The organism is Moorena sp. SIO2C4 (genome assembly GCF_010672485.1).
Classification (GTDB): domain Bacteria; phylum Cyanobacteriota; class Cyanobacteriia; order Cyanobacteriales; family Coleofasciculaceae; genus Moorena; species Moorena producens.
Window position 1 is genome coordinate 1 of the sequence record NZ_JAAHGN010000014.1, and the last position, 22,835, is coordinate 22,835.

Genomic DNA, 22,835 nt, shown 5'->3' on the forward strand with positions numbered 1-22,835 from the left:
ACTGTAGATACCATGCAGCAAGCTCTAGAACGGGCGGGAATCAAGAGCAATAAAGGTTGGGAATATGCCATGAATGCCATAGAAATGGCTAACCTGATCCGGAGTTTTCGGGGTCAAGAGTCAATATTAGGCTATGAAGAGTCTGAACAGGGAACTTTAAGCCAACAAACTCTACCATTCTCGACAAATTGGACAATTGCTTCAGAATCTGACCCTGATTCCTAACATATGAGTTAATCTTGGGAGATTTTCCTAATTTTCTTGAATCTGAAAGCTTATGTAAAAGGGGTTGACAAATTTTGGCTGATCTGACATACTAGAAAGAGATAAGTTGAGGTGCGGGTATAGCTCAGTGGTAGAGCGTCACCTTGCCAAGGTGAATGTCGCGCGTTCGAATCGCGTTACCCGCTTACTGATAGTCAATAAACCTGTCATAGCTGAAGTAATACAACTTTGGGCATGCTGCCTTCAGCTCAAGTATCCAACTTGATGCAAACCGTGGCAGTGTCCATCAATAACCTTAAAGAATAAGCTTATTATAATAGATGGGGACACCATACGCTTTATAGTGTCCCAATATTTAAATAATCATGCAGCACTACCAATTCAAGGTTTTTTGATAAACCTAACCAGATGTCTTTTGGTTTTTAATAACGCTTGTGCAATCTCAAAAAGGTCAAAAGATTGACTTAAACTCTGAGTATCCCTGCCCTTGTCGGCGTCGGGGTCATTTAGTGCCAATTACACTGACCGAAGCCCTTGGCTGCAATCGCTGTCAGCAAATTTTTGTGGTAGACGAAAGTGGTTATGTGATTGAGCAACTATCCACCCACTACCCCTATAAAAAAGCTTGGCTTTGGACAGGACATCGTTGGAATACAATCCATGGTAGTCTTGGGGAAAGCTACTTACCTGTAGCGTTGGGTATTGTCTTAGTTCTGCTGATTGTCTGGTTGCCTTTGGCACTTCACTCCCAAAAAGGGCCAGGTATCATAGTATGGGCATTACTGGCAGTACTGCTAGCAGTACTTCCGGCTATGATGGTTTGGCTAGCTTACCGGCGTTAACTAACAATGAACACAGACTCTGGGAGCAAGGCCTCGAAGTTACATGATTTAATGGCCAGTGTCCACCATGCTTCTCGGGCATTGGCAAACACCAAGGGAGAAGAGCGCTCTCGTGGCATCGAGGCCATGGCTCAAGCAATGGGAAACTCCTTTGATGATATTTTGGAAGCTAACACCCTAGATCTGGAAACCAGTAGGGACATGGCAGTGCCAGACCTAATTTTGGACTGGCTGAAGCTAACACCAGAAAGGCTACAGATGGCTATCGGGATCCTGGAAAGGATTGGAAATTTATCTGATCCAATCCGGCGGGTGATGAACGCTTCCTATCAAACTGACCAATCTCAGACCTACTGTCAGCTAATGCCGTTGGGAGTGATTGCTCTAATTTATGAGGCATTCCCTGAACTAGGTGCAATTGCCGCAGGCTTTTGTCTCAAAACTGGTAACTCCCTGATTCTCAAAGGCAGTAGCGAAGCCAGTCAATCTAACCAGGTGATTGCTCAAGCGTTGCAAAATGCTTTGGATGAGGTCGGTTTGCCAACGGGATGTCTGGAACTATTCCCCTCTGGACAGGGAGCTTCGATTCGGGATTTGGTCACTCAAAATCCATATCTGAATTTGGTAATTCCCCACGGACGACCAACCCTGCTCAAGCAGGTGATCCAGCAATCAACTGCACCAGTTTTGCAATCGGCCATTGGTAACTGCTACCTTTACTGGTCTGCTAATGGTAACGTCGATCTGCTTAGGCATATGGTTTTAGATAGCCACGCCAGTCAGCCGGATCCGGTCAATGCTATTGAAAAAATTCTGATTAACCAGAATCAAAAAACCTCTGCCTTAGTTACCCTGTTGAACAACCTCAAGGAAAACGGTTTTGAACTCAGAGGTGATGCCCATCTAGTGGCTAAGTTTCCTGAACAATTGACCTTAGCAGCAGAATCCGAGTGGGGTCAAGCCTATTTGACCAAAACTATTGCGTTGAAAGTGGTAGATTGCATAGAGTCAGGGATTGCTTGGATTAATCAATATAGCAGCGGTCATGCTGACTGCCTGGTGACAGATTCTTATCAGGAAAGCCGTCAGTTTGCCTTAGGTGTAGATAGTGCATCGGTTTACATTAATTCTTCACCAAGATTTTCACGGAATCCGCAACCAGGAGACTCCGTGTTTCTAGGTATGTCTAACCAAAAAGGACATCATAGCGGCATGATTAGCCTGGAGACTCTCACTACCCTTAAACACGTAGTTCAGGGTAATGGGCAGTTTTAGGCGTTGGTCATTTGACCATTAGCTGCTCTCAACCGGGAGGGGATAAATCGATCCATCCAGTATTCCAAATACGCTCGATTTTCGTCAAGTTCAGCAGGATCCGTGGTATCCATGGGATGAGGGGCTAGCCCCAAAATCGCAGCTGTAGTTACACAAAACATAGATTTCTGGAAGGTTTGGCAAATTCTAACCCGCAAGTCAATTTCACCCCGATGCGATCGCATATAAAAATCTCTGAGATAGTTGGGTAGATAATGCCTCATATCCTGCATCAGCAATGTCGGTGGAATTCCAGAACCACCAATAGGCAATGGGTCAGCATACAACGCGCCATAGGTAAATCGAGTTTGATCTGGGGAAATCTGGTACGCTTGGGCATTGAGAGATACTGTGCCCAGAAAGGGTGTTCCCCGGAAGAAAATTGCCTCTACATAGGGTATTCCTGTATCAGACAGGAAGGTCAAACCAACCGATTCGGGAATAATCTCATACCTTTTATCCCCAATCTTAGGGGCATAGGTAATGGGTTTGTTTGCTGCTGCGACTAACCCTGCTTTAATATGGTCTACCACTTGGGGAATCGACTTAATTTCCCCTTGGTCATAGCCCTGAGATAGGGACATAAATATATCACTCATCACCCGCCAGAATTGCCCTAATCCACTGTAATAGGCAAGCATTCGCACTTGTTCGGGCAAGAATTCAGGAAATAGCTTGTTCATTCCCAGCATCAGGGGATTGGTCTTAAACTTTGCCTGAATTGCTTTGGCACATAGTTGCTCAAATTCATCGGTATCGAGATAAGTATCTAACCCCCCACCACCGTGCCATAACATCGAGCGCATACAGTATTCAGCGTACTCAAAGTTAATTCGGTCGTGCCACCAATGACGTAAAAGCTTTGAGAATGAAATCTCCCCATTAAAGTATTTAAAGAAGGGAAAAAACACTAAAAATTGATGATCGGCAGTGTAGATAAGATTGCGGGAGTAAGCATCTAAAACAATCCCGTAACTGTGAAGTATACCCACTACTTCCATAAGGTTTTCTGGGGAATCCGATAGCAGGGCACTACCAGTTTGTAGTCGCTGTATATACTCCTCTAGGGGATGCTTTTGTTTGGTTTTCTGGCTAACTAACATAATAATTAGGGTGAAGGTTATTTCGGGTTGAAGGTTGTTTGGTTGAAGGTTGTTGAAGGTTGAAGGTTTGTTTTGGTTGAAGGTTGTTTGGTTGAAGGTTGAAGCTTGTTTGGTTGTTCGCCTTTGGCGTTCCCGAAGGGTTGAAGGTTGAAGCTTGTTTGGTTGTTCGCCTTTGGCGTTCCCGAAGGGTTGAAGGTTGAAGGTTGTTTCGGGGTGAAGGTTGAAGGTTGTTTGGTTGTTCGCCTTTGGCGTTCCCGAAGGGTAGCTTCAACAGTCAAAGGGCTAACTTTCAACCAGCTAACTTTCAACCAGCTAACTTTCAACCAGCTAACCTTCAACCTGTTAACCTTCAACCTGTTAACCTTCAACTAGCTAACCTTCAACCTGTTAACCTTCAACCTATTAACCTTCAACGGGTTAACCTTCAACTATTGGTTGATACCTTCACAGCTACATTCGGTGGTGTCGTTACCAAAGTTGCTGTGATCGGTTCACTTAAATTAAGTAACCATCCTGGTTGTAGTCCCAGAACCACAATCAATAGTGCTAAAACCAGCCCTGGTAATTGTTCTGTGAACTTAACGGTTGGTAAATCAGTTAAATGGTTAGCCAGACGACCAAAGAAGGCTCCACCAACTAGTTGTAAAAAGTAAACAACCGTTAAACCGGTGCTGAGCATGCATAGGATAGTTGGGATTGGCAATACCTGGAGACTACCCCAGTAGACCAGAAACTCAGAGATAAATCCCACCATGCCAGGGATACCAGCACTAGCCATTACACCAAGCACCATCAAACTACCAACTACTGGCATACCTCGTTCCGGATTTAATAGACCATTGAGGACAGTGATATCCCGTGAGCCAGTTTTCTTATAAATGATACCGACTAATAAAAACAGTAGCGCTGATATTAACCCGTGACTGATCATCTGTAAAACTGAGGATACCAACGCTAACTCAGTGGCAGCAGCAGCAGCTAACAGAATGTATGCCATGTGAGCGACAGAACTATATGCCACCATTTTTTTCATGTCTTTCTGGACAATGGCATTAAAAGCTCCGTAAAGGGAACTGACTGCTGCCCAAATTCCCAACCAAGGTGCCAGAATTGTCCAAGGTTCCGGAAACAAACCTAAGCCAAACCGCAACAAACCATAGGTACCTAATTTCAGGAGCACACCAGCTAATAGAATTGAAACTGGGGTTGATGCTTCCACGTGGGCATCTGGCAACCAGGTATGGAATGGCACAAAGGGAATTTTAATCCCGAAGCCAATTAGAACCGCTCCTAAGAGAATTAATTGCTGAGCAACGGGTAGTAATGATGCCAGCTCCCTGGTCTCGGTGTAGCTAAAGCTAGAGGAACCACTCAAAAACACTAAGCCGAGGAATGACGCTAGAACCAAGGCTCCGGAAAGGGCTGTGTAGAGGAGAAACTTGGTTGCAGCATAGCCTCTGCGCTTACCCCCCCAAATGGCAATCAACAAATATAGGGGAATGAGTTCTAGCTCATAGAAGATAAAAAACAGCAGTAAATCCTGAGCTAGGAAGGCACCGGCAACAGCGCCATTCAGCAAGAGCATCAGAGCGTAATACAACCTAGGGCGAATGACGTTGGAATCTGTGCAGTACAGGGCAATTGCGGTTAGCAGACCATTTAGGATCAGTAAGGGCAATGATAGACCATCTACCCCTAAACTATAGGTCAAACCGATCGCCTGAATCCAAGGAAGATTTTCCTGAAATTGTAGATTCACGTCACCGGGGTTAAACATGGTCATCAATATTACTGACCAGAGGAAAATACCACCAGTAACTACCAAGGAAATTTGACGAGCTGCTTTAGCAGTGACATTCCCGGGCCAAAACCCCACTATAGCGGCACTCAGTATTGGTACCAAAATCAAGGCACTCAACATAAATCGACCAGTCTCCTAATCATTTGTTTACTAACTGTTGTCATGGGGTTGTTTGGTTGCAGGTTGTTTGGGGTTGAAGGTTGAAGGTTGTTTGGGGTTGAAGGTTGAAGGTTGTTTGGGGTTGAAGGTTGAAGGTTGTTTGGGGTTGAAGGTTGAAGGTTGTTTGGGGTTGAGGGTTGAAGGTTGTTTAGGGTTAAAGGTTGTTTGGGGTTGAAGCTTCAACAGTCAAAGGGCTAACTTTGGCCTATTGGCCACGCGATCGCGTTCAACCAGCTAACCTTCAACCAGCTAACTTTCAACCTGTTAACTTTCAACCTGTTAACTTTCAACCTGTTAACTTTCAACCTGTTAACTTTCAACCTGTTAACCTTGGCCAAAAGGCCACGCTACGCGAACAACCAGCTAACCTTGGCCAAAAGGCCACGCTACGCGAACAACCAGCTAACCTTGGCCAAAAGGCCACGCTACGCGAACAACCAGCTAACCTTGGCCAAAAGGCCACGCTACGCGAACAACCAGCTAACTTTCAACCAGCTAACCTTCAACTAATCACCTATGAACAATGACCACTGCTCCAAAGACCACTGACTCAAAGACCACTGATTCAAGGGCCAAGTGATGAAGATTGCCAATAAGCTGATTCCTAATAGGATAGTCAGTACATAAAACTGTGATTTACCGGAAACGCTGTATTTTAGGCCTTGACCACTAAATACTGTTCCTAAACCAACCAGATTGACTAACCCATCAACGATATATCTATCGATCCAAGCTGTAATGTTGGAAAATAGGAGAACAGCAAACACGATGGTGTAACGATACAGTTCGTCCAGGTAAAAGTCATAGGCGAATAGGTCTTGGAACAATTTCAACGGCATCCGAATTGACCGCGACCAGGTTCTGGGTAGGTAAATTAAAGCCCCTGCAGTGCAACCTACGACACCAGAGATTACCAAGGTTACCTCGGCTAGGGGATTGAGGTACTCCCATTCCGATAGCAATTCCATCGGACGCATTAGCACTGGTACCAGCAATGTCAGTATGGTTAACGCTACCATTGGTAATGCCATAGCCCACGGTACTTCTGGTGCTCGACGGGTCTTCGCTTGGGGTTTCCCTAGGAAAACGAGCCGAAACACCCGGACTAAACCTAAGGCAGTAACTGCGTTAACGAAGAGAAAGGGTATGACCAGAAGAGGGGCATCAAACCAAAAGGCGTTAATCCCTTCACTCATTGCCCAAAAGCCACCCAGGGGGAAAAGTCCAATCAGACCAACGATACCCACGGCAAAGGCAGTGCTAGTAGCGGGCATTTTTGACCCTAAGCCCCCCATTTCAGCTAGATTTTGGTTATTGGTGTTCAAGATTACCCCCCCGATGCTCATAAACATCAGGGCTTTAGCAAAGGCATGGGCAACCAGTAAAATCACACCAATATCAGAGCGCTGCATTCCAACCGCGATAAATACTAAACCAATGTAAGCGCTGGTGGAATGGGAAAGCGATCGCTTAATATCGATTTGTGCGATCGCTACCATTGAGGTGCCTAGTGCTGTGATAGTACCAATAACTACTAACACTGATAAGGTCAACGGTGAGATCATGGTCACGATCGGCACCAGTTTAATCAGCACATAAGTACCACAAGTCACCACCAAGGAATTCCGAAGTACTGAGGCGGGATTCGGTCCCTCCATCGCCTCATCCAACCATAAATTCAAGGGGAATTGGGCACATTTACCAATTGGACCAGCAATCAAAGCCAATCCCAGTAAGTTACCTACGAGTGGCGGTAGATTAGCTGAATAAGCCCAGGTATACAAGTCTGAAAAGGTTAAGCTTCCCGCAAAGGTGGCTAAGCTCACCACCCCAATTAGCAGCAAGATATCTCCTACACGCTTGGTTAAAAAAGCATCTCGGGCAGCTTTGAGTGCTAAAGGCTGAGCATACCAAAAACCCACAATTAACAAAGTACACAGCGTGAGCATCTCCAACAGAGCATAGGTCAGGAATAAGGAATTACTCAAGACAATTCCAATCAATGCCCCTTCAAAAAACCCCATCAGGGCAAAGAAGCGAGCTAATCCCCAATCTTTCTCCATATATCCAAGAGCATAGAGTTGAGCCAATAGACTTAGGCTGGTGATAAACTCCATTGCTGCAGTACTCACTGGTGAGACTTCCAGAACAAAGGATATGTCAATATCAGCAACCATTAGCCAGTGAAACTGTATCTCTTGCACGGCTTCTTGTAATGAAGCCTTTGCAACCTGCAACCTACTAACCTGCAACCTACTAACCTGCAACCTACTAACCGGTAACCTGCAACGGAAATTAACCTGCAACCGAAACTAATCTTTAACCTGTTAAGCAGAGACTAGGAAGGTCTGTTTGTATTCTGCGATCGCTTCCTTTAGAATGCTTTCGGCTTGATCAGTGAGCTTCTTCTCGTTTTTGATGATCTCAACGTACTCTGGCTTGCTGGTTTTCAAGTACTCCCGCAGTGCCTGAGTAAAAGTTGTCACCTTATCAGTAGGCACATCATCGAGATAGCCATTGAGTCCAGCGTAAACGATTGCCACTTGCTCAAACACAGCTAGGGGTGAATTCTGAGGTTGCTTCAACACTTCCCGTAAACGTTGACCCCGAGCCAACTGAGCTTGGGTTGCGGCATCCAAGTCGGAGGCAAACTGAGCAAAAGCTTGCAAGTCGTCAAACTGGGCTAGTTCTAGCTTCAACTTACCAGCCACTTTCTTCATGGCCTTGGTTTGGGCAGCAGAACCTACCCGTGACACTGAGATACCAGGGTTAATCGCTGGTCTGACACCAGAGTTGAATAGGTCAGAGGAGAGGAAGATTTGACCATCGGTAATAGAAATTACATTAGTCGGGATGTAAGCTGATACGTCACCAGCCTGAGTTTCAATAATAGGCAGTGCGGTCATACTACCACCACCCAGTTCATCATTCAGTTTAGCTGCCCGTTCCAACAACCGGGAGTGGACGTAGAACACATCTCCTGGATAAGCTTCCCGTCCTGGTGGACGGCGCAGCAGTAGGGACATCTGGCGATAGGCTTGAGCTTGCTTAGACAAGTCATCATAAATCACTAGGGTTGCCTTACCGTTGTACATAAAGTACTCGGCAATCGAGGCACCGGTGTAGGGAGCCAAGAACTGTAGAGTAGCTGGGTCATTGGCATTCGCTGCCACGATCACAGTGTAGTCTAATGCTCCTTTTTCCTGGAGGGTATTCACCACTTGGGCTACCGTAGATGCCTTCTGACCAATAGCAACATAGACACAAATTACATCTTCTTGTTTCTGGTTGATGATCGTATCTACAGCAATAGCAGTTTTCCCGGTTTGTCGGTCACCAATAATCAACTCTCGCTGACCCCGTCCAATGGGAATCATAGCGTCAATAGCGGTGATTCCAGTTTGCATGGGTTCACAAACTGAACGCCGCGCAATAATCCCTGGGGCAATGGATTCCACCAGACGGGATTCAGTGCTTTGAATATCCCCCTTACCATCAATGGGACGACCCAAGCCATCAACTACCCGACCAATCAGTGCCTCTCCGACGGGTACCTGAGCAATCTTACCAGTAGCAGTAACCGAGCTACCTTCCTGGATCTGTAAACCATCCCCCATCAGCACTGCACCCACATTGTCCTGTTCTAAGTTCAGGGCAATGCCAACGGTGCCATCTTCAAACTCCAGCAGTTCCCCAGCCATGCACTTTTCCAAGCCATAAATCCGGGCAATACCATCACCAACTTGCAAAACCGTTCCAACGTTGGAAACCGCAAAACCTTGGTTATACCCTTGAATTTGCTGCCGAATAATGCTGCTAATTTCGTCTGGTCTAATGCTAATCATGATGTGTTTTTATCGTTAACTAACTAATTGTTTACTGTTAACTATTAACTGTTGACTTTTGACTGTTGACTATTAACTGTTCAAGGTTATTTCCCAAGGGGTTAACTTTTAACTTACTAACCTACCCTAAAAGGGAAGCCTCAGGCTAACAACCACCAACGTGACGTACTTCAACTGGTCAGAGCCATACCGATGCGACGTAGTTGTCCTTTGAGACTGGCATCAAATATCTGAGACCCGACTTTAATGATCACACCACCGATTACATCCGGGTCAATTTTTGTCTGCAGTTCCACCTGGTTGGCTCCCGTGAGGGACTTAACTTTCTCACGAACTGATTCTTGCTGAGCTTCACTGAGTTCTATTGCTGAACTGACCTCAGCCAAAACAGTTTGATCTAACTCCCTGAGAAGTTCTTGGTACTTCAGGCAAATGCCTTCCAAAAACACAATGCGCCCACGGTCTACTAGAATTCTTAAAAAATTCATGGTGTAGGGGTGAAGTTGGTCCCCAGCAATTTGTTGCAACACCCCGATTTTATCCTCAGCTTTGACCACAGGAGAGCCTAAAAACTCCTGCAATTGTGGCGATTCTTTCAAAAGATTCAGCAGAGTATCTACATCCTCACTCAGTTTGCCTTTGAGTTCGTTATCGGACTTAGCCAAATCGAGGAAAGCTTCTGCATAAGGTTCGAGTACTTGGCCACTCAAAAAACCACCTTTCATGAGCCACCTCCCAACAGAGCGATGTTGCGGTCAATTAATTGTTGTTGAGCAGAGTCATCTAATGTCTCTCTTAGTTGGGAATCCACCTTAGCCATTGCCATAGTAGCAACTCGCTGACGTAGTTCGGCCATGGCTCGTTCCCTTTCCGAGTTCAAATCCTGAACTGCTGATTCTTTCATCCGTTCTATCTCTTGAGCCGAAGCGGCCAAAATTGCCTCTTTAGCTGCTTTAGCATTAACTTCTGCTGCAGCACGAATGTTTTCTGCCTCGACTTGGGCTTGAGCTAACTTCTGCTGTTGATCTGCTAAGGCTTCGGCTCCTTGTCTTTGACGAGCTTCTACTTCTTTAATAGTCTGTTCAATTTTTGAGCGTCGCTCACTCAAAACGTTTCCCACTAATTGGCGACCGAAGTAGTACAGTACCCCCAACAAAATACTCAGGTTGATTAGGTTGGTTTCAAGAATATTAAAGTTTAATCCGAAACCACCTTCTCCATGAGCTTCTGTTGCCAATAATACTAAATTCCCCATCATATCCGTTTACAATTGTTTTGAACGCATAATCTTGCTAAGCTATGACCTGTCCACCTACTCTCAAGATAATTATCTCAAGACAATTATCTCAAGACAATTATCTCAAGATAATTAATAGTTTGACATAGTTTGACAGTACTCCCACATCGCCAATCTCTTAGGAGTTGTAGTAAATATATGGGTCAGGCGGTCAAGGCCCAACCATTTATCTTACTAACGCTGGCCCTAACAATTTTTCTAGGATTTGGCTAGATAGATCATCGACTTGTTGTTCGAGGGAAGCCATTGCTTGCTGTTTTTGTTGATCAATTTCTTCTTGAGCTTTTGCTCGTTCAGCCTGAGCTTCTTGTTGGGCTTCAGCGATCGCTTGAGCTGCCATTTTTCTGGCATCTTCTTGGGCAGCAGCGATCACAGCTTGAGACTGCTTCCGGGCTTGACCCAACTGTTCTTCATACTCTTTAGCCATTTTTTCGGCTTTAGACAAGCGTTCTTTGGCATCAGATTCCTGATTCCGGATGTATTCGTCACGCTCATCGAGGGTTTTTGTCAGTGGCTTATAGAATATGGCATTTAATACAACTGTCAAAACCAGAAACTGCAATGCCATCAGAGGCAGAGTAGCATCAAAATCAAACATTTTTCACAGATTCCCAATCGGAATAAAACCGAACAATTGACCGTATCAGACCTACCATGTAGAGACGTTGCCTGCAACGTCTCTACATAAAGTATCAGGTTCTAAGAAAATGGGTTAGCAAACAGCAGTACCAGAGAAATTACCAGACCATAGATAGTCAGGGATTCCATGAATGCCAAGGTTAACAGCAGAGTACCGCGAATTTTTCCTTCAGCTTCCGGCTGACGAGCAATACCTTCTACAGCTTGACCAGCAGCGTTTCCTTGACCGATACCAGGGCCGATAGCAGCTAAACCGACAGCAAGAGCAGCAGCGACAACTGAAGCAGCAGCAACGATTGGATCCATGATGATTTTTCTTATCCGTGATTAAAGAACAAAATACAGAGCTACTAGTCAGAAGGATTCTCCGAAGGAGTCATCAATTCCAACTATTCCTAATTTAAGGCTACCGTGCCATTCCCATCATAAGGTTATCCCTTAATGTTCTTCGCCTTCGACTTCTATTGCCTCGTGAATGTAGGCAGCTGCCAAGGTAGCGAAGACCAGGGCTTGAATTGCACTGGTAAATAGACCTAGCGCCATAATTGGCAAGGGAATAAACAGAGGCACTAGCAGCACCAACACGGCTACTACCAGTTCATCTGCCAAAATATTGCCAAATAAACGGAAGCTTAGGGAGAGGGGCTTGGTGAAGTCTTCTAAAATCTTGATCGGCAAGAGGATTGGTATTGGCTGAATATAGCCAGCGAAGTAACCTAAACCCTTCTTGCTCAAACCAGCGTAAAAATACGCCAAGGATGTTAGTAAGGCTAAAGCAACGGTGGTATTGATGTCATTGGTAGGAGCCGCCAGCTCACCGGATGGTAGCTCGATAATACTCCAAGGAATTAGGGCTCCTGACCAGTTTGACACGAAGATAAACAAAAACAGTGTACCGATAAAAGGTACCCAAGGGCGATATTCTTTTTCCCCCAGCTGGTTTTTCGCTAAATCCCTCAAAAATTCTAGGGCGTACTCCATCACATTTTGGATACCGCCAGGAACCATTTGGACATTTCGAGTTGCCGCAAGGGAAGCTACTACCAGAATAGCAATCACTACCCAGGAGGTGAGAAAAACCTGACCGTGTAATGTTAAATTGCCAATCCGCCAATAAAAGTGTTCACCAACTTCTAAGGAAGCAAGGGGTAAAGAATTCAGAACGTTTAAAGCATTTATCATTTCCATTCTGGAGATTTACCCAGATTTCTGTCAAGGGTGAAACGTCTGTTTATCCTACCAATAAATCCGACTTAAATAAATCTTACTTAGAGGTAGGATTTACTAGGCTTTGCAGCACATAGACGATAATTGCGGCTTTGTACGTCAGAAACCCTAAAAATATAGGAAGTATTTGTAATTTTTGCCATTGACTGGCTACTACAATTATCCCAATAAAAACCGCAAACCGAGCCATGCTCGGACGTCTATTTTGTTGGCTTAGCCGCTCTACGTCTTTAGCCAACATTCTCAAGTAAACCATACCAGTACACGCCCCGATCAAATAATTTAAGGCAATGTTGAGGGAGTAAACCAGCCACACACAGATGAAAATAATCCCTGTCGCGACTAGGGTGACCAACAACAGAGTTTGTTTGAGTTGGTAATACTCCTGCATTGACGAACTCGTTGAAGGGGATAAGTAACTTGTTTGCGTGTTTTCCTCCATGGTCAATGGTTTCTCAAGAGGGTCATCTGACAAGTTCACCGGTAGCAGCAAATGCTAGTCCAGTGATCTGGCTTGTTTTCACAAACCAGACGTAATCATATCATGGGAAAGGTCACAATACTTAACAAATCTGGTATAAAAATAACTAATCCCTCCGAAGTGCGGTATAAATAAGGGTTTCGGCTGACAGGGTGATGGATAAATGGGGCAACGGATAAGTGCATGTAACGGATAGGTAGTGACTACACAAACTAAGGTTGCAGACTGAGGCTCACCACACCAATGATTTTCTTTAAGTCCTTGAGGTGCAGACGAAAGTTTCTATAGCTCCACCCTTGAGGGGGTGGCCGCGTCGTGATAGACCCTGATAACTGCCTGATTGACTGACTTGAGTGCAAAAACCCTGGATTTTATGTAGGCAGGGGTGGAGCGATAGCTAAACCCAACAAAACCATTGCCAAGGTTGGGTTTCACTATGTTCGACCCAACAGACAAAGCAATAAAAGTTACTCAACAGGGAAAGTCTATATCTTGTATTGCTATCCCGATGCGTTCGCGTAGCGTGGCCGTAGGCCAATCGCGTAGCGGCTTGTACCGAGCATCGCGTTATATATCATTTGGCATCCTTCTTAGGAAGAATCTCGCAACTCGCGAGAGGCAACAAAGGTACCACCCAACAAAAATATTGGTTAAATATTACTGAATTGAACTCAATAAATACGGACATGGTCAGAGGATATCTGAAAAGTTTTTTGATACTGAATTTTGCCCCCCTAGCCCCCCAATTCTGGGGGGAACAAGAATCAATTTGCTGGTAGAAGTCCCCCAAAATTGGGGGACCAACGGGGGCTTGGATTTGGGTTTTAGGGAACAGGGAACAGGGAACAGGGAACAGGGAACAGGGAACAGGGAACAGGGAACAGGGAACAGGGAACAGGGAACAGGGAACAGGGAAGAAAGAAAAAATCCTGTGTACCTCATTAAGATAGAAACCACTATATTATAATTTAAGTAGTTAATAATTGGGTAAGCATTCAGCTATCAGCTTATGGGCTATGGGTACGCTACTTGAAGTGCTGAGGTTTCTTTTAAGCTGACGGCTGACGGCTGACTGCTGTTGGCGTAGCCTGCGCGTAGCGCATATGCTTACATAATTGGAATAAGTAAATGGATGAGTTGACTATTAAAGTTGTTGGATATACTGAACGATTATCAGAAATTACGTTAATCAGGGTGCAGGTTTTTCAGATTGAACAAGGGGTAGCAGCGGATTTAGAGTTTGATGGTAAGGATGAAATAGCGAAGCATTTATTAGCCTATTGGAATAATCAGCCAGTAGGCACAACTAGGGTAAGATATCTAGATGATAAAACGGCAAAAATAGAACGGTTAGCTGTCTTGTCTGATGCTAGAGGTAAGGGCATTGGGAAACAGTTGATGATTAAAGCATTAGAGTTAGCTGACCAAGCTGGAATTAAGGTAGTGGTAGTTCATGCTCAAGAGTATGTGAAAGGGCTTTATGAAAAGTTAGGTTTTGAAATAATGGGAGACTCCTTTGAGGAGGCTGGTATTGTTCATGTGAAGATGGTAAATGAGTTAATATAATTGAGCTAAAAAGGTGACAATAAATAGGTAATCGTGATGCATCGCTACTCCCTAGTCCCTAAAACCCTACACGAAATTACGTCATCGAATTGAGAATTGCTATATTTGCAAATGGTCTATGGAATCAGATTTGCGGTAGGGATAAACGCGATCGCTACCCGGTGATTGAGAGCGCGAGAGATTTTTTGCAACATCGAAAGGGAGTGTCCTTCATAATCAGCATCTTCCAGTCGTGCAATCACAGGCTGCTTTGTACCCACAAGTTCTGCAAGCTGTTTCTGGGTTAACCCCGCTTTTGTTCTGGCTTCATAAATCAACTGTGCCACCTCTGCATTAAGAGAAGCTTCTGCTATCATTTCCTCCATCTCGGGGTCGGTACGAATTTTCTTGTTAAGAATTTTAATCGCATCAGAAGTCTTAGTCATTTTCTTCCTCCTCTACATAGGTATGAACATGTGCGTTTTCTTCAAATAAACCCTTTCTCAAGATTGCCCTTTCAATATCAATGTCCGGTACTGCTGCTTGTTCCTTGGTAATAGCATGGGCGAGAATCGTCACATTCTGTCCGTAAAAAAAATACAAGATACGATACTGCACACGACGATGCTTTGCCCTCAACTCATAAATACCAGAACGCAGATAATCTGCCACTGGACGACGCAGTTCATATCCAGATGCCGCAAGTAGCTTAATTCGGGCAACACAGTTGGCATAACCTTTACGGTCTGACTGCAAAAGTTGCGTCAACCATTCTAGGACTGGAACTTCCCCATCCTCCTCCTGGAAGAAAACAACACGGGTTTCCGGCACAGCACACCATCCTAATATAACAATATTGTTATAATAAGTCAATATCACTACAGGTAAGATTGTTGTAGCTAATTCATCTGAGCACCTAGCACTCACCACTATGAAAAGACGCTTGAGAGATCCAGTAATTCTAGGACTAATTTGGCTAGGGAGTGGATTTTGCGATCGCATTTGGTTTGCCCTAGATCACTCTGTTCCAGCTTGGGACCAGGCGGATTATTTGACCGGTTCCTTGAATTACTGGCAAGCGTTGCAGCATCCTGAGTGGTTCTCTGGGGAGTGGTGGAGCAGTTTTTGGGCAATTTCCTCAAAAGTCCCGCCATTGACTTATATTATTGCCGCAATGGTTCAGCAGCTGTTTGGAACCGAACCAGAGCTAGCTACGATAGCGCTAGTTTTATGTAGTGGAGTGTTAATTGCTTCAGTTTATGGATTAGGGCTGGTGTTATTTAACCGCCGGGTAGGGTTATGGGCTGCTGGTTTAGTCATGTTGTTACCAGGACTATATCGCTACCGTTTAGAATTTTTGCTGGATTATCCCTTAACCACAGTAGTCAGTTTGTGTTTTTGGTCTCTGACAGTGTGGTGGAGTTTGGCAAGGGCCAAGACACCCTTATCCCGAACCACAGTAAGACAAGGATGGTTGTGGGGGTTGGGGTTTGGGCTTTGTTTAGGATTAGCGTTGCTAGTTAAGCAAACCGCCTTATTTTTTCTATTCGTGCCAATCGCTTGGGCTGGGGTGAGGGTTCTGTGGCAGAGGCAATGGCAAAGGTTAGCTCAATTAATCGGGGGTTTGCTGGTATCAGTTTTGCTATTTGGTCCATGGTACCGGATTAATTGGTTGTTGATATTGACCTCTGGCAAGCGAGCAACCATTGATTCCGCGATCGCAGAAGGAGACCCAGCCCTCAATACCCTTGATGCTTGGGTTTACTACTGGAAAATCTTACCTTACCTGATCTCTTGGCCGCTGTTGTTAATACCGATAGTAGGACTATTAATTTATGGGCTCAAGTATGGGCTCAAGCAATCCGCGATCGCAAAATCGAACAATCTGCCATCCCCCCATCCCCCCATCTGGTCACTAACCTGGCTAGGGGTCTTCATAGTGGGTGGTTATCTATTGTGTTCATTGAATATTAATAAAGATGCTCGCTATATTTTGCCATTAGTTCCAGTGCTATCACTGTTTCTGGCTTATGGCTTAACCTGCTGGACTAATCGTTGGGGTAAACCGATGCGTTGGAGCACGGTAGGGCTAGCAACTGTACTGATGATGTTGAATCTATTTCCATTAGGAGGTAGAGGATTGACTCAATTACTTAGTCCCCGTGTACAACATTTTCCCTACTTAGGACAGCCATGGCCTCATCGGAAGGTAATTGCTGAAATCATCAAGACTCAACCTTACTTGCGCTCTAACTTAGGAGTATTACCATCAACCCCAGACATTAACCAACACAACTTCAATTACTATGGTGCATTAGCCAATTTCCAAGTATACGGGCGTCAAGTGGGAACCCAAGCCAAACAAGTGAAACAGGATATGCGATCGCTTTCTTGGTTCCTCACTAAAACTGGTGCCCAAGGGTCAATCCCAGAATCCCAAGCAGCTATTGTTCAGGCAGTTGAGCAAGGGTCAGAGTTTGAGCTACACCAGACTTGGGAATTACCCGATGCTAGCCAACTGAAACTGTATCACAAGCGGCAGCCACCAATAGCCGTAAAACCATTATCGATAAAGCCTGTGGGTGACCAATCATCCATCAAACCCACTAGTTTCAATGGCAATGGTTCACTGAGCACTACTCTCACTTCAAGTCCCAGAGTTAAATTAGAGCAAGTCACCATACCAGAAACATCTCCTGCTGGAGTACCTGTACCAGTAACTTATCAGTGGACTGGTTCTTGGGAGCAATTAAAATCTGGCATCGTTATCCTAACCTGGCAACCGGTAGATTTGAAGGTTGGTAAGTTGTTCGCGAAGCGTGGCCTTTTGGCCAAGGTTAACAAGTTGAAGGTTGGTAAGTTGTTCGCGAAGCGTGGCCTTTTGGCCAAGGTTGACCCGTTGTTCGCGAAGCGTGGCCTTTTGGCCAAGGTTGGCCAGTTGTTCGCGAAGCGTGGCCTTTTGGCCAAGGTTGGCCAGTTGTTCGCGAAGCGTGGCCTTTTGGCCAAGGTGGGCCAGTTGTTCGCGAAGCGTGGCCTTTTGGCCAAGGTTAACAAGTTGAAGGTTGTTCGCGTAGCGTGGCCTTTTGGCCAAGGTTCAACCGATACTAACCTGGAACCTAACAACCTTCAACCTTCAACTGATACTAACCTTCAACCTTCAACCGATACTAACCTTCAACCAAACAACCTTCAACCTTCAACCGATACTAACCTTCAACCTTCAACCGATACTCACCTTCAACCTTCCACCCAAACTAACCTTCAACCTTCAACCGATACTAACCTTCAACCTTCAACCCAAACTAACCTTCAACCAAACAACCTTCAACCTACCTTTCGGGAACGCCAAAGGCGAACAACTCACCGATGGTTACACGACCATGGTATTGCCATGGGAGAACTACACTCTTCCCAATTACCACCTGCCAATTCTCAATTTCAAGTCATTGAACGGATGGCGATGTTTCCCCCAGCAGATATCCCAGCTGGAAGCTACACCCTGAAAGCAACTTACCTGAATCGACAAACTGGCGAAACCTATCCGATACAAGTACCAACAGTTACCTTGACCATCGATCCCGCAGCTAGCCCCATACCTGCACCAGAACTAGATTTAATCACCCAAATGCGGATATTATCCACTAATTTACCTAAAGGACTCAATGGCCTAGAACCAGTTTTTGAAGAAACTGCCCGCATTAACCAGTACGATCCGATTCAGGACTACTTAGAACAAGCAGATTTAGCCTTAAGCTATCGGCTGGAATCGGAACCGAATAACCTAGACTTGGCCTATGCTCTGGCCTTGAGTAGGGTATTGCAGCAAGATGTAGAAGGTGCGATCGCAGCATTAAAGCGAGTCACCCAACTTGACCCCCAAAATCCCTATGCTCACGCTTATCTTGCCTTCGTCTATCTCTATGATTGGGATGGAAAAGATGGGGAAAAAGCCCTGAAACCTGCCCTTAAAATCAACCGGACTATTCCCGAACTACAAGCCCTATCTGGTATAGCTGCCTTGATGCAAGGTAATGTGTTCAAAGCTTGGAGTGTTATTCAGGGATTAGATCTTGAAAGCGATCGCTAATTGTAAGCTATCAGCTATCAGCGTGTCGCGTATCAGCGTGTCGCGTATCAGCTTTGGGCCTGTGGCCAAGCTACTGTTCGCGCAGCACCTCAAGTAGCGCAATCGCTGCTTTTGAATAAAATAAGCACCTCAAGTAGCGTGAGCCTTTAGCTCACGGCTGACCGCTGACGGCACCTCAAGCAGCGTGCGCGTAGCGCATATGCTTACGGCTAATTTTCTTTCATTGTGAATAAATTGTGAATCAATGTGTCAATAATACTAAAAAATTTAGTCTTCGTCTTCTTTGGGTCTTTGCGTTTACTCATACCAATTTACCGATACCGATTACTTAATATAGCAGTCGCCAGGGCAGTTAGGACATGACAAAAGTCTCACACCCTTTGTAAGCGATGCAGCGCGGTCTTGGGGGTTTCCCCCATGAGCGACTGCATCAAGAAGCGCAAGAGTTTGACTTCTGTACCCGATCGAAAGATATTTGCCAACGGTCTTTGGAAACAAAGCCCTGTCGGACAAAGTCTTCACCGTTAGCCCGAAATTGCAGCTTGCCATTCCCTGCTGTAGGCTTAGTCTCGCTCTTGGGGTCACCATCACCACAGCCTGAGAGGCAAATTACAGCTATAACCATTAGATTTACCCATATTTGCACCTTTTTGATCATGATTATGCGATCGCTTCAACCTTCGCTTCTACCTTAATTAGTATACAAAACTTAATAAAACTGAATTTTGGGGTAATTTACAATGCCCCTCTCCCCCATCTCGCCACACTCCATTAAGGGAATCGGGAGTCGGGAGCGGTGCGACCCGTGGCGAATTTAATTCGCCTACGGAAAGCGCACCGAGGGAGTCGGGACTGGCTAAGCGGGAAAATTGAATGTACCCCTTCAGATCTCAAACGCTATAACCGCTTTTATCATACCTATGAGGTACAGTCTTTATTGGAGCTCATTGCCTTTAAAAGCTTCAAAATTAATGTCTTATTACTTCTGCCCTCTGCCTTAAAAGGATAAGCAAAGTACCTCACCAAAATGAAAATTGCTATATCATCAAACCCAATCGTGATTTCTCATAACACCAAGAAATCCGGCGTTGCTGAATCAAAAAATGGTATATAGCGCTTTTTATCCTCATGAGGTACACATATTTTTTTACCTCTTCCCTCTTCCCTCTTCCCTCTTCCCTCTTCCCTCTTCCCTCTTCCCTCTTCCGAAGTCCCTGCTCCCTAAAACCCAAAAACTTGTACCTTACTAGATTAAAAACCGCTATTATACCATAAAATGGTAAAAAAAGGTAGGTCTTTTATTTGCAACAAAACCTACCTATTAACAATGTTACCCACATTATACCAAAACCACCTAACAAGGAAATTTACTCTAGCCGAATATATTTCCTTAAAAATTTTCGTCAATCTCTTACAGTCAATTAAAAAAGTGAGTTTATAAAAGTTAGCCAATGCTCTCCCTTTACCGATTAAATTTGAAAGTATAATAAAAATAATTAAAAGATTTTTATGATCTCCCAATCTAACACTTGACAAAGTTTGGTTGCCAATAGTTGAAGACTGATTGAAAACCTACTTTACTGATAATCAAATAATTTATTTAGCAATTGATAGAACGAATTGGGGTTCCATCAATTTATTAATGGTTAGCTTAATTTGGGAGAAAAGGGCGTTTCCAGTATATTTTACTTTGTTGCCAAAGGGAGTAGTAATTTAACAGAACAACAAATAATCTTGTCAAAAGTTATCCCGCTTCTTGATGCAGTCGCTCATGGGGTAAACCCCATGAGCGACTGCATCAAGACAAGGAGTTAAAGTTACCAAAACCCGTGGTTTTTCCAGTTTTAATGTTGCTGGTAAGTGGCAACGTAAACTCAAAGGAAGAGCGCCGTTCGCGTAGCGTGGCCATTCGCACAGCGTGGCCCAAAGGCCAAGGCCAAAGAAGGATGGTTTATTTTGACAAACTTTGATAAATTAGAGTTGGCAATTTCCGCTTACAAAAAAAGATTTAATATAGAGTGTTTAGAGATTTCAAGAGTGGTGGTTATAATTTAGAAAACACTAAAGTTGAGGGTAAACGGTTTATTTCTATAGTTTTATTGATATCTATAGCTTATACTTCTGCAACTTTTAAAGGTCAACATATTAAACGTAAAGGAATCCAAAGTTATGTGGGTCGTGTAAAAGAATATGGACGTATGGAGCGGAGACATAGCGGTGCGACCCAAGGCCGGGTTCCCCGGCCTTGGAGGCGCGCACCGTCCAGTTTTTACGTTGGTTTATATGGTCAAACCTGGATAAAGTTTAAGGATGTTTGTCTAGAATTAGTAACCGAATTAATGAAATTAAATCCTAATAAACGAAAGTATTATCAACGAGGTTTAAGGGCTATGTCGCTTATAGAATCTGCGTTTTAGCTTATTTCGTCACCCCCTCAGATTTTTTATACTAATTTACCACACTTAATCTAGGAGAGCCATTTATTTTTGGTTTGTGTCAGGTTAATTATTTCCTAATCACAATTACATCCTAGGCGGTTTTTTTTAGGTATGCAAGGGGTTTTTCAAAGGCTTAGGGACATTAAAAATGCCTTGTGTCTTTTAGGTAGTAGTAATTGGTTATTCGTCATTTTTCCTTTGGATGCCAGCCCTTTGCCTGGAATACTATGGGATTATTATTCGATTATATAAATAGCTAATTAGGGAAATTAGGGACATAATTATTGCTGTTTTTTCTTTTGTTATTTTATTTGTTGTGGGAGAAAAAGAATGAAGTATAGCGGTCTTTAGGGAGCAGGGACTGAGGCCGTGGGTCACGCGGGGCGCGTTCGGAGCAGGGAACAGGGAACAGGGAACAGGGAACAGGGAACAGGGAACAGGGAACAGGGAACAGGGAATAGGGAACAGAGAACAGAGAAGAGGGAATAGGGAGTCGGGAGTCGGGAGTCGANTGCCCTAGAGCTAGGATTGCGATACCATACTGAATCACACTGAAGCCAATCAGATAAGCCAAGGCTGGACTGATTTCAGCACCTACAATTGCTTCACCATAGGCATAGCCATGAAAAATACCAGCTAAGCTGGCTAACCCTAGCACTATCGATATATTGGGAATTTTGGCACTCAACAGTAGTCCGCCAAACAGCACCACTGAAGTAGCGATCGCAATCTCTGGTATTGGTAAGTCCATTCCCAGCAAGTGAATACCTGTGCCGACTAGGGTGGTGAGGACAAAAGCACCGGGAATCAGGAAACCACTGGTAAATCCAGCTGCAATTAAGCCAACAGCAATCACAAAGGCGAGATGATCGAAACCAATCACGGGATGACCTAATCCAGACAAAAATCCTGTGATGAAATTATCGGGTCTCTCGCCACCAAAGGGATGGTGAGCCATAGCTTGTTGTGCTGTACTTAAAATCCCCATCCATACCAACAGAGCCATAGCATTAAAGCCAAGTTTCTGGTTTTGGTAACGGGAGATAGAAGACCGATTGCTTGGGGAAAATTTGCTTTTTGACATCTGGTAAATGCTGGTCAATGACTGATAAAAATACTTGCAACAGTTTAGTGCTAATTACCTTGACAGACTAGGCTTTATAAGACTAGCTTGAAAAAGTATAAAGTAGTCTTGTAGCACATTTAAACTGATAAAATAGAAAGTGATAAAGCGTTGAATTTATTAATTTTTAGTCTCTTATCACTTTCTTCTTACTTAGTTACTGTCAGCGCTTTCTTAGGGGTTAGTTACTTTGTAAGCAGTCAGCCGTCAGCCGTCAGCCGTCAGCCGTCAGCCGTCAGCAATCAGTGGTCAGTGCTCAGTGGTCAGCCGTTGGCCTTTGGCACCTCAAGTAGCGTGCGCGTAGCGCTAATCGCTGTTCGCTGATAGCTGATAGCTGATAGCTGATAGCTGATAGCTGATAGCTTACAGATCAAACCTATTAAATACTTTTTACTCAACCACTAGTTCTCAAAAAGGGCATCACAAACGTTACTGGGAAATGTGGTTGCCTACTGACTAATTTTTATGGAAATGCTACATCAGACATCATCTGTACCTCGCAGATGCATTTAACAACAACTGACACCATTGGCGGGCATTCTGACTAAGAGGTGACAGACCTCATCACAGCTGCGGGACAGCGCCGGACTTGCACCGGACTTTCCCCGTTACCTCTGGTGAGTGCTCTTCACCAGAACCGATGGAACTTCAGGTAGTTTAGCACAATCTGACCTATATTATTTGTTAAATATTAATTAAGATATTAATT

25 protein-coding genes, 1 tRNA gene, 1 pseudogene and 1 riboswitch are annotated in these 22,835 nt (G+C 44.5%); of the genes and pseudogenes, 11 read left to right on the plus strand and 16 right to left on the minus strand.

The window, feature by feature from the left end; translation table 11 throughout:
• The 4 genes from F6K20_RS01825 to F6K20_RS01840 form a co-directional block, all read left to right on the plus strand.
• The coding region (locus tag F6K20_RS01825; protein WP_287293477.1) for a 6,7-dimethyl-8-ribityllumazine synthase at positions 1-225 on the plus strand (225 nt) is incomplete at its 5' end.
• 113 nt (positions 226-338) lie between these two features.
• Positions 339-410: transfer RNA gene (locus F6K20_RS01830), tRNA-Gly, on the plus strand.
• A gap of 249 nt (positions 411-659) precedes the next feature.
• Positions 660-1,067 (plus strand): hypothetical protein, encoded by a 408-nt coding sequence (locus tag F6K20_RS01835; RefSeq protein WP_287247643.1) that lies wholly within the window; start codon positions 660-662, stop codon positions 1,065-1,067.
• Positions 1,068-1,073: 6 nt separating this feature from the next.
• A complete protein-coding gene (locus tag F6K20_RS01840; protein WP_052308445.1) occupies positions 1,074-2,342 on the plus strand; it encodes a glutamate-5-semialdehyde dehydrogenase in 1,269 nt (422 codons plus the stop codon).
• On the opposite strand, the gene F6K20_RS01845 is transcribed toward F6K20_RS01840, so the two are convergent.
• The 4 genes from F6K20_RS01845 to F6K20_RS01860 form a co-directional block, all read right to left on the minus strand.
• Complete coding sequence (locus F6K20_RS01845; RefSeq protein ID WP_008185059.1) at positions 2,339-3,484, minus strand: CO2 hydration protein; 1,146 nt, start codon at positions 3,482-3,484, stop codon at positions 2,339-2,341. The two genes, F6K20_RS01840 and F6K20_RS01845, sit on opposite strands and share 4 nt — an antisense overlap.
• A complete protein-coding gene (locus F6K20_RS01850) occupies positions 3,474-3,755 on the minus strand; it encodes a hypothetical protein (protein ID WP_131827181.1) in 282 nt (93 codons plus the stop codon). The genes F6K20_RS01845 and F6K20_RS01850 overlap by 11 nt, the downstream gene beginning before the upstream one ends.
• A 153-nt stretch (positions 3,756-3,908) precedes the next feature.
• Positions 3,909-5,405: an NADH-quinone oxidoreductase subunit M gene (locus tag F6K20_RS01855; RefSeq protein WP_287265138.1), complete on the minus strand. Its 1,497-nt coding sequence runs from the start codon at positions 5,403-5,405 to the stop codon at positions 3,909-3,911.
• Positions 5,406-5,435: 30 nt separating this feature from the next.
• Positions 5,436-5,627: a hypothetical protein gene (locus F6K20_RS01860; RefSeq protein WP_271969070.1), complete on the minus strand. Its 192-nt coding sequence runs from the start codon at positions 5,625-5,627 to the stop codon at positions 5,436-5,438.
• Positions 5,628-5,644: 17 nt separating this feature from the next.
• Between F6K20_RS01860 and F6K20_RS01865 the strand changes: the two genes are divergently transcribed.
• On the plus strand, positions 5,645-5,971 hold the full coding sequence (locus F6K20_RS01865; protein ID WP_131827179.1) for a pentapeptide repeat-containing protein: 327 nt from the start codon (positions 5,645-5,647) through the stop codon (positions 5,969-5,971).
• Here F6K20_RS01865 and F6K20_RS01870 read toward each other — a convergent pair.
• From F6K20_RS01870 to F6K20_RS01905, 8 genes are all read right to left on the minus strand, one after another.
• A complete protein-coding gene (locus tag F6K20_RS01870) occupies positions 5,951-7,681 on the minus strand; it encodes an NAD(P)H-quinone oxidoreductase subunit F (RefSeq protein ID WP_287293479.1) in 1,731 nt (576 codons plus the stop codon). The two genes, F6K20_RS01865 and F6K20_RS01870, sit on opposite strands and share 21 nt — an antisense overlap.
• Before the next feature lie 90 nt (positions 7,682-7,771).
• Positions 7,772-9,289, minus strand: a complete 1,518-nt coding sequence (gene atpA, locus F6K20_RS01875; protein WP_008181107.1) for a F0F1 ATP synthase subunit alpha — start codon at positions 9,287-9,289, stop codon at positions 7,772-7,774.
• Between the two features lie 170 nt (positions 9,290-9,459).
• Positions 9,460-10,014 (minus strand): ATP synthase F1 subunit delta, encoded by a 555-nt coding sequence (gene atpH / locus F6K20_RS01880; protein WP_008181106.1) that lies wholly within the window; start codon positions 10,012-10,014, stop codon positions 9,460-9,462.
• Positions 10,011-10,544 (minus strand): F0F1 ATP synthase subunit B, encoded by a 534-nt coding sequence (locus F6K20_RS01885; protein ID WP_008181104.1) that lies wholly within the window; start codon positions 10,542-10,544, stop codon positions 10,011-10,013. The genes atpH and F6K20_RS01885 overlap by 4 nt, the downstream gene beginning before the upstream one ends.
• 208 nt (positions 10,545-10,752) lie before the next feature.
• Positions 10,753-11,184 (minus strand): F0F1 ATP synthase subunit B', encoded by a 432-nt coding sequence (locus F6K20_RS01890; protein ID WP_008181102.1) that lies wholly within the window; start codon positions 11,182-11,184, stop codon positions 10,753-10,755.
• A 101-nt stretch (positions 11,185-11,285) separates the two neighbouring features.
• Positions 11,286-11,531: an ATP synthase F0 subunit C gene (gene atpE / locus F6K20_RS01895; protein WP_008181101.1), complete on the minus strand. Its 246-nt coding sequence runs from the start codon at positions 11,529-11,531 to the stop codon at positions 11,286-11,288.
• A gap of 132 nt (positions 11,532-11,663) precedes the next feature.
• On the minus strand, positions 11,664-12,413 hold the full coding sequence (gene atpB / locus F6K20_RS01900) for a F0F1 ATP synthase subunit A (protein ID WP_008181099.1): 750 nt from the start codon (positions 12,411-12,413) through the stop codon (positions 11,664-11,666).
• Between the two features lie 76 nt (positions 12,414-12,489).
• Positions 12,490-12,894, minus strand: coding sequence for an ATP synthase subunit I (locus tag F6K20_RS01905; RefSeq protein WP_229414363.1), 405 nt, complete (start codon positions 12,892-12,894; stop codon positions 12,490-12,492).
• 808 nt (positions 12,895-13,702) lie between these two features.
• Between F6K20_RS01905 and F6K20_RS01910 the strand changes: the two genes are divergently transcribed.
• Together F6K20_RS01910 and F6K20_RS01915 are read left to right on the plus strand one after the other, a co-directional pair.
• Positions 13,703-13,900, plus strand: a complete 198-nt coding sequence (locus F6K20_RS01910; RefSeq protein ID WP_287293481.1) for a hypothetical protein — start codon at positions 13,703-13,705, stop codon at positions 13,898-13,900.
• 161 nt (positions 13,901-14,061) lie between these two features.
• Positions 14,062-14,499: a GNAT family N-acetyltransferase gene (locus tag F6K20_RS01915; protein ID WP_008180527.1), complete on the plus strand. Its 438-nt coding sequence runs from the start codon at positions 14,062-14,064 to the stop codon at positions 14,497-14,499.
• 116 nt (positions 14,500-14,615) lie between these two features.
• On the opposite strand, the gene F6K20_RS01920 is transcribed toward F6K20_RS01915, so the two are convergent.
• Together F6K20_RS01920 and F6K20_RS01925 are read right to left on the minus strand one after the other, a co-directional pair.
• Entirely contained in the window at positions 14,616-14,924 is a 309-nt protein-coding gene (locus F6K20_RS01920) for a helix-turn-helix domain-containing protein (RefSeq protein WP_008180525.1), read from the minus strand.
• Complete coding sequence (locus tag F6K20_RS01925; protein ID WP_044492385.1) at positions 14,917-15,309, minus strand: type II toxin-antitoxin system RelE/ParE family toxin; 393 nt, start codon at positions 15,307-15,309, stop codon at positions 14,917-14,919. The genes F6K20_RS01920 and F6K20_RS01925 overlap by 8 nt, the downstream gene beginning before the upstream one ends.
• 100 nt (positions 15,310-15,409) lie before the next feature.
• Between F6K20_RS01925 and F6K20_RS01930 the strand changes: the two genes are divergently transcribed.
• On the plus strand, positions 15,410-18,565 hold the full coding sequence (locus F6K20_RS01930) for a phospholipid carrier-dependent glycosyltransferase (RefSeq protein WP_008180522.1): 3,156 nt from the start codon (positions 15,410-15,412) through the stop codon (positions 18,563-18,565).
• Between the two features lie 430 nt (positions 18,566-18,995).
• Here the strand turns inward: F6K20_RS01930 and F6K20_RS01935 are convergent, their stop codons facing one another.
• Complete coding sequence (locus tag F6K20_RS01935; RefSeq protein ID WP_353736712.1) at positions 18,996-19,190, minus strand: hypothetical protein; 195 nt, start codon at positions 19,188-19,190, stop codon at positions 18,996-18,998.
• A gap of 180 nt (positions 19,191-19,370) precedes the next feature.
• Here F6K20_RS01935 and F6K20_RS01940 point away from each other — a divergent pair, with 180 nt between their 5' ends.
• Complete coding sequence (locus F6K20_RS01940) at positions 19,371-19,574, plus strand: hypothetical protein (protein WP_008179222.1); 204 nt, start codon at positions 19,371-19,373, stop codon at positions 19,572-19,574.
• A 435-nt stretch (positions 19,575-20,009) separates the two neighbouring features.
• Positions 20,010-20,982 (plus strand): annotated as a pseudogene (locus F6K20_RS01945) (transposase family protein); the annotation flags it as partial.
• A 328-nt stretch (positions 20,983-21,310) separates the two neighbouring features.
• Here the strand turns inward: F6K20_RS01945 and F6K20_RS01950 are convergent.
• Positions 21,311-22,087, minus strand: coding sequence for a HupE/UreJ family protein (locus F6K20_RS01950; protein WP_287293483.1), 777 nt, complete (start codon positions 22,085-22,087; stop codon positions 21,311-21,313).
• A 150-nt stretch (positions 22,088-22,237) separates the two neighbouring features.
• Between F6K20_RS01950 and F6K20_RS01955 the strand changes: the two genes are divergently transcribed.
• Positions 22,238-22,450 (plus strand): hypothetical protein, encoded by a 213-nt coding sequence (locus F6K20_RS01955; protein WP_154659813.1) that lies wholly within the window; start codon positions 22,238-22,240, stop codon positions 22,448-22,450.
• 189 nt (positions 22,451-22,639) lie between these two features.
• A riboswitch (cobalamin riboswitch) is annotated at positions 22,640-22,783 on the minus strand.
• Between the last annotated feature and the right edge of the window lie 52 nt (positions 22,784-22,835).

What these genes read in the sequence shown, in the direction of transcription:
- F6K20_RS01840 (WP_052308445.1), top strand. Translation starts at nt 1,074, where the DNA reads ATGAACACAGACTCTGGGAGCAAGGCCTCGAAGTTACATGATTTAATG.
- F6K20_RS01845 (WP_008185059.1), bottom strand. Translation starts at nt 3,484, where the DNA reads ATGTTAGTTAGCCAGAAAACCAAACAAAAGCATCCCCTAGAGGAGTAT.
- F6K20_RS01855 (WP_287265138.1), bottom strand. Translation starts at nt 5,405, where the DNA reads ATGTTGAGTGCCTTGATTTTGGTACCAATACTGAGTGCCGCTATAGTG.
- atpA (WP_008181107.1), bottom strand. Translation starts at nt 9,289, where the DNA reads ATGATTAGCATTAGACCAGACGAAATTAGCAGCATTATTCGGCAGCAA.
- atpH (WP_008181106.1), bottom strand. Translation starts at nt 10,014, where the DNA reads ATGAAAGGTGGTTTTTTGAGTGGCCAAGTACTCGAACCTTATGCAGAA.
- F6K20_RS01885 (WP_008181104.1), bottom strand. Translation starts at nt 10,544, where the DNA reads ATGGGGAATTTAGTATTATTGGCAACAGAAGCTCATGGAGAAGGTGGT.
- F6K20_RS01890 (WP_008181102.1), bottom strand. Translation starts at nt 11,184, where the DNA reads ATGTTTGATTTTGATGCTACTCTGCCTCTGATGGCATTGCAGTTTCTG.
- atpE (WP_008181101.1), bottom strand. Translation starts at nt 11,531, where the DNA reads ATGGATCCAATCGTTGCTGCTGCTTCAGTTGTCGCTGCTGCTCTTGCT.
- atpB (WP_008181099.1), bottom strand. Translation starts at nt 12,413, where the DNA reads ATGGAAATGATAAATGCTTTAAACGTTCTGAATTCTTTACCCCTTGCT.
- F6K20_RS01905 (WP_229414363.1), bottom strand. Translation starts at nt 12,894, where the DNA reads ATGGAGGAAAACACGCAAACAAGTTACTTATCCCCTTCAACGAGTTCG.
- F6K20_RS01915 (WP_008180527.1), top strand. Translation starts at nt 14,062, where the DNA reads ATGGATGAGTTGACTATTAAAGTTGTTGGATATACTGAACGATTATCA.
- F6K20_RS01920 (WP_008180525.1), bottom strand. Translation starts at nt 14,924, where the DNA reads ATGACTAAGACTTCTGATGCGATTAAAATTCTTAACAAGAAAATTCGT.
- F6K20_RS01930 (WP_008180522.1), top strand. Translation starts at nt 15,410, where the DNA reads ATGAAAAGACGCTTGAGAGATCCAGTAATTCTAGGACTAATTTGGCTA.
- F6K20_RS01935 (WP_353736712.1), bottom strand. Translation starts at nt 19,190, where the DNA reads ATGGTTATAGCTGTAATTTGCCTCTCAGGCTGTGGTGATGGTGACCCC.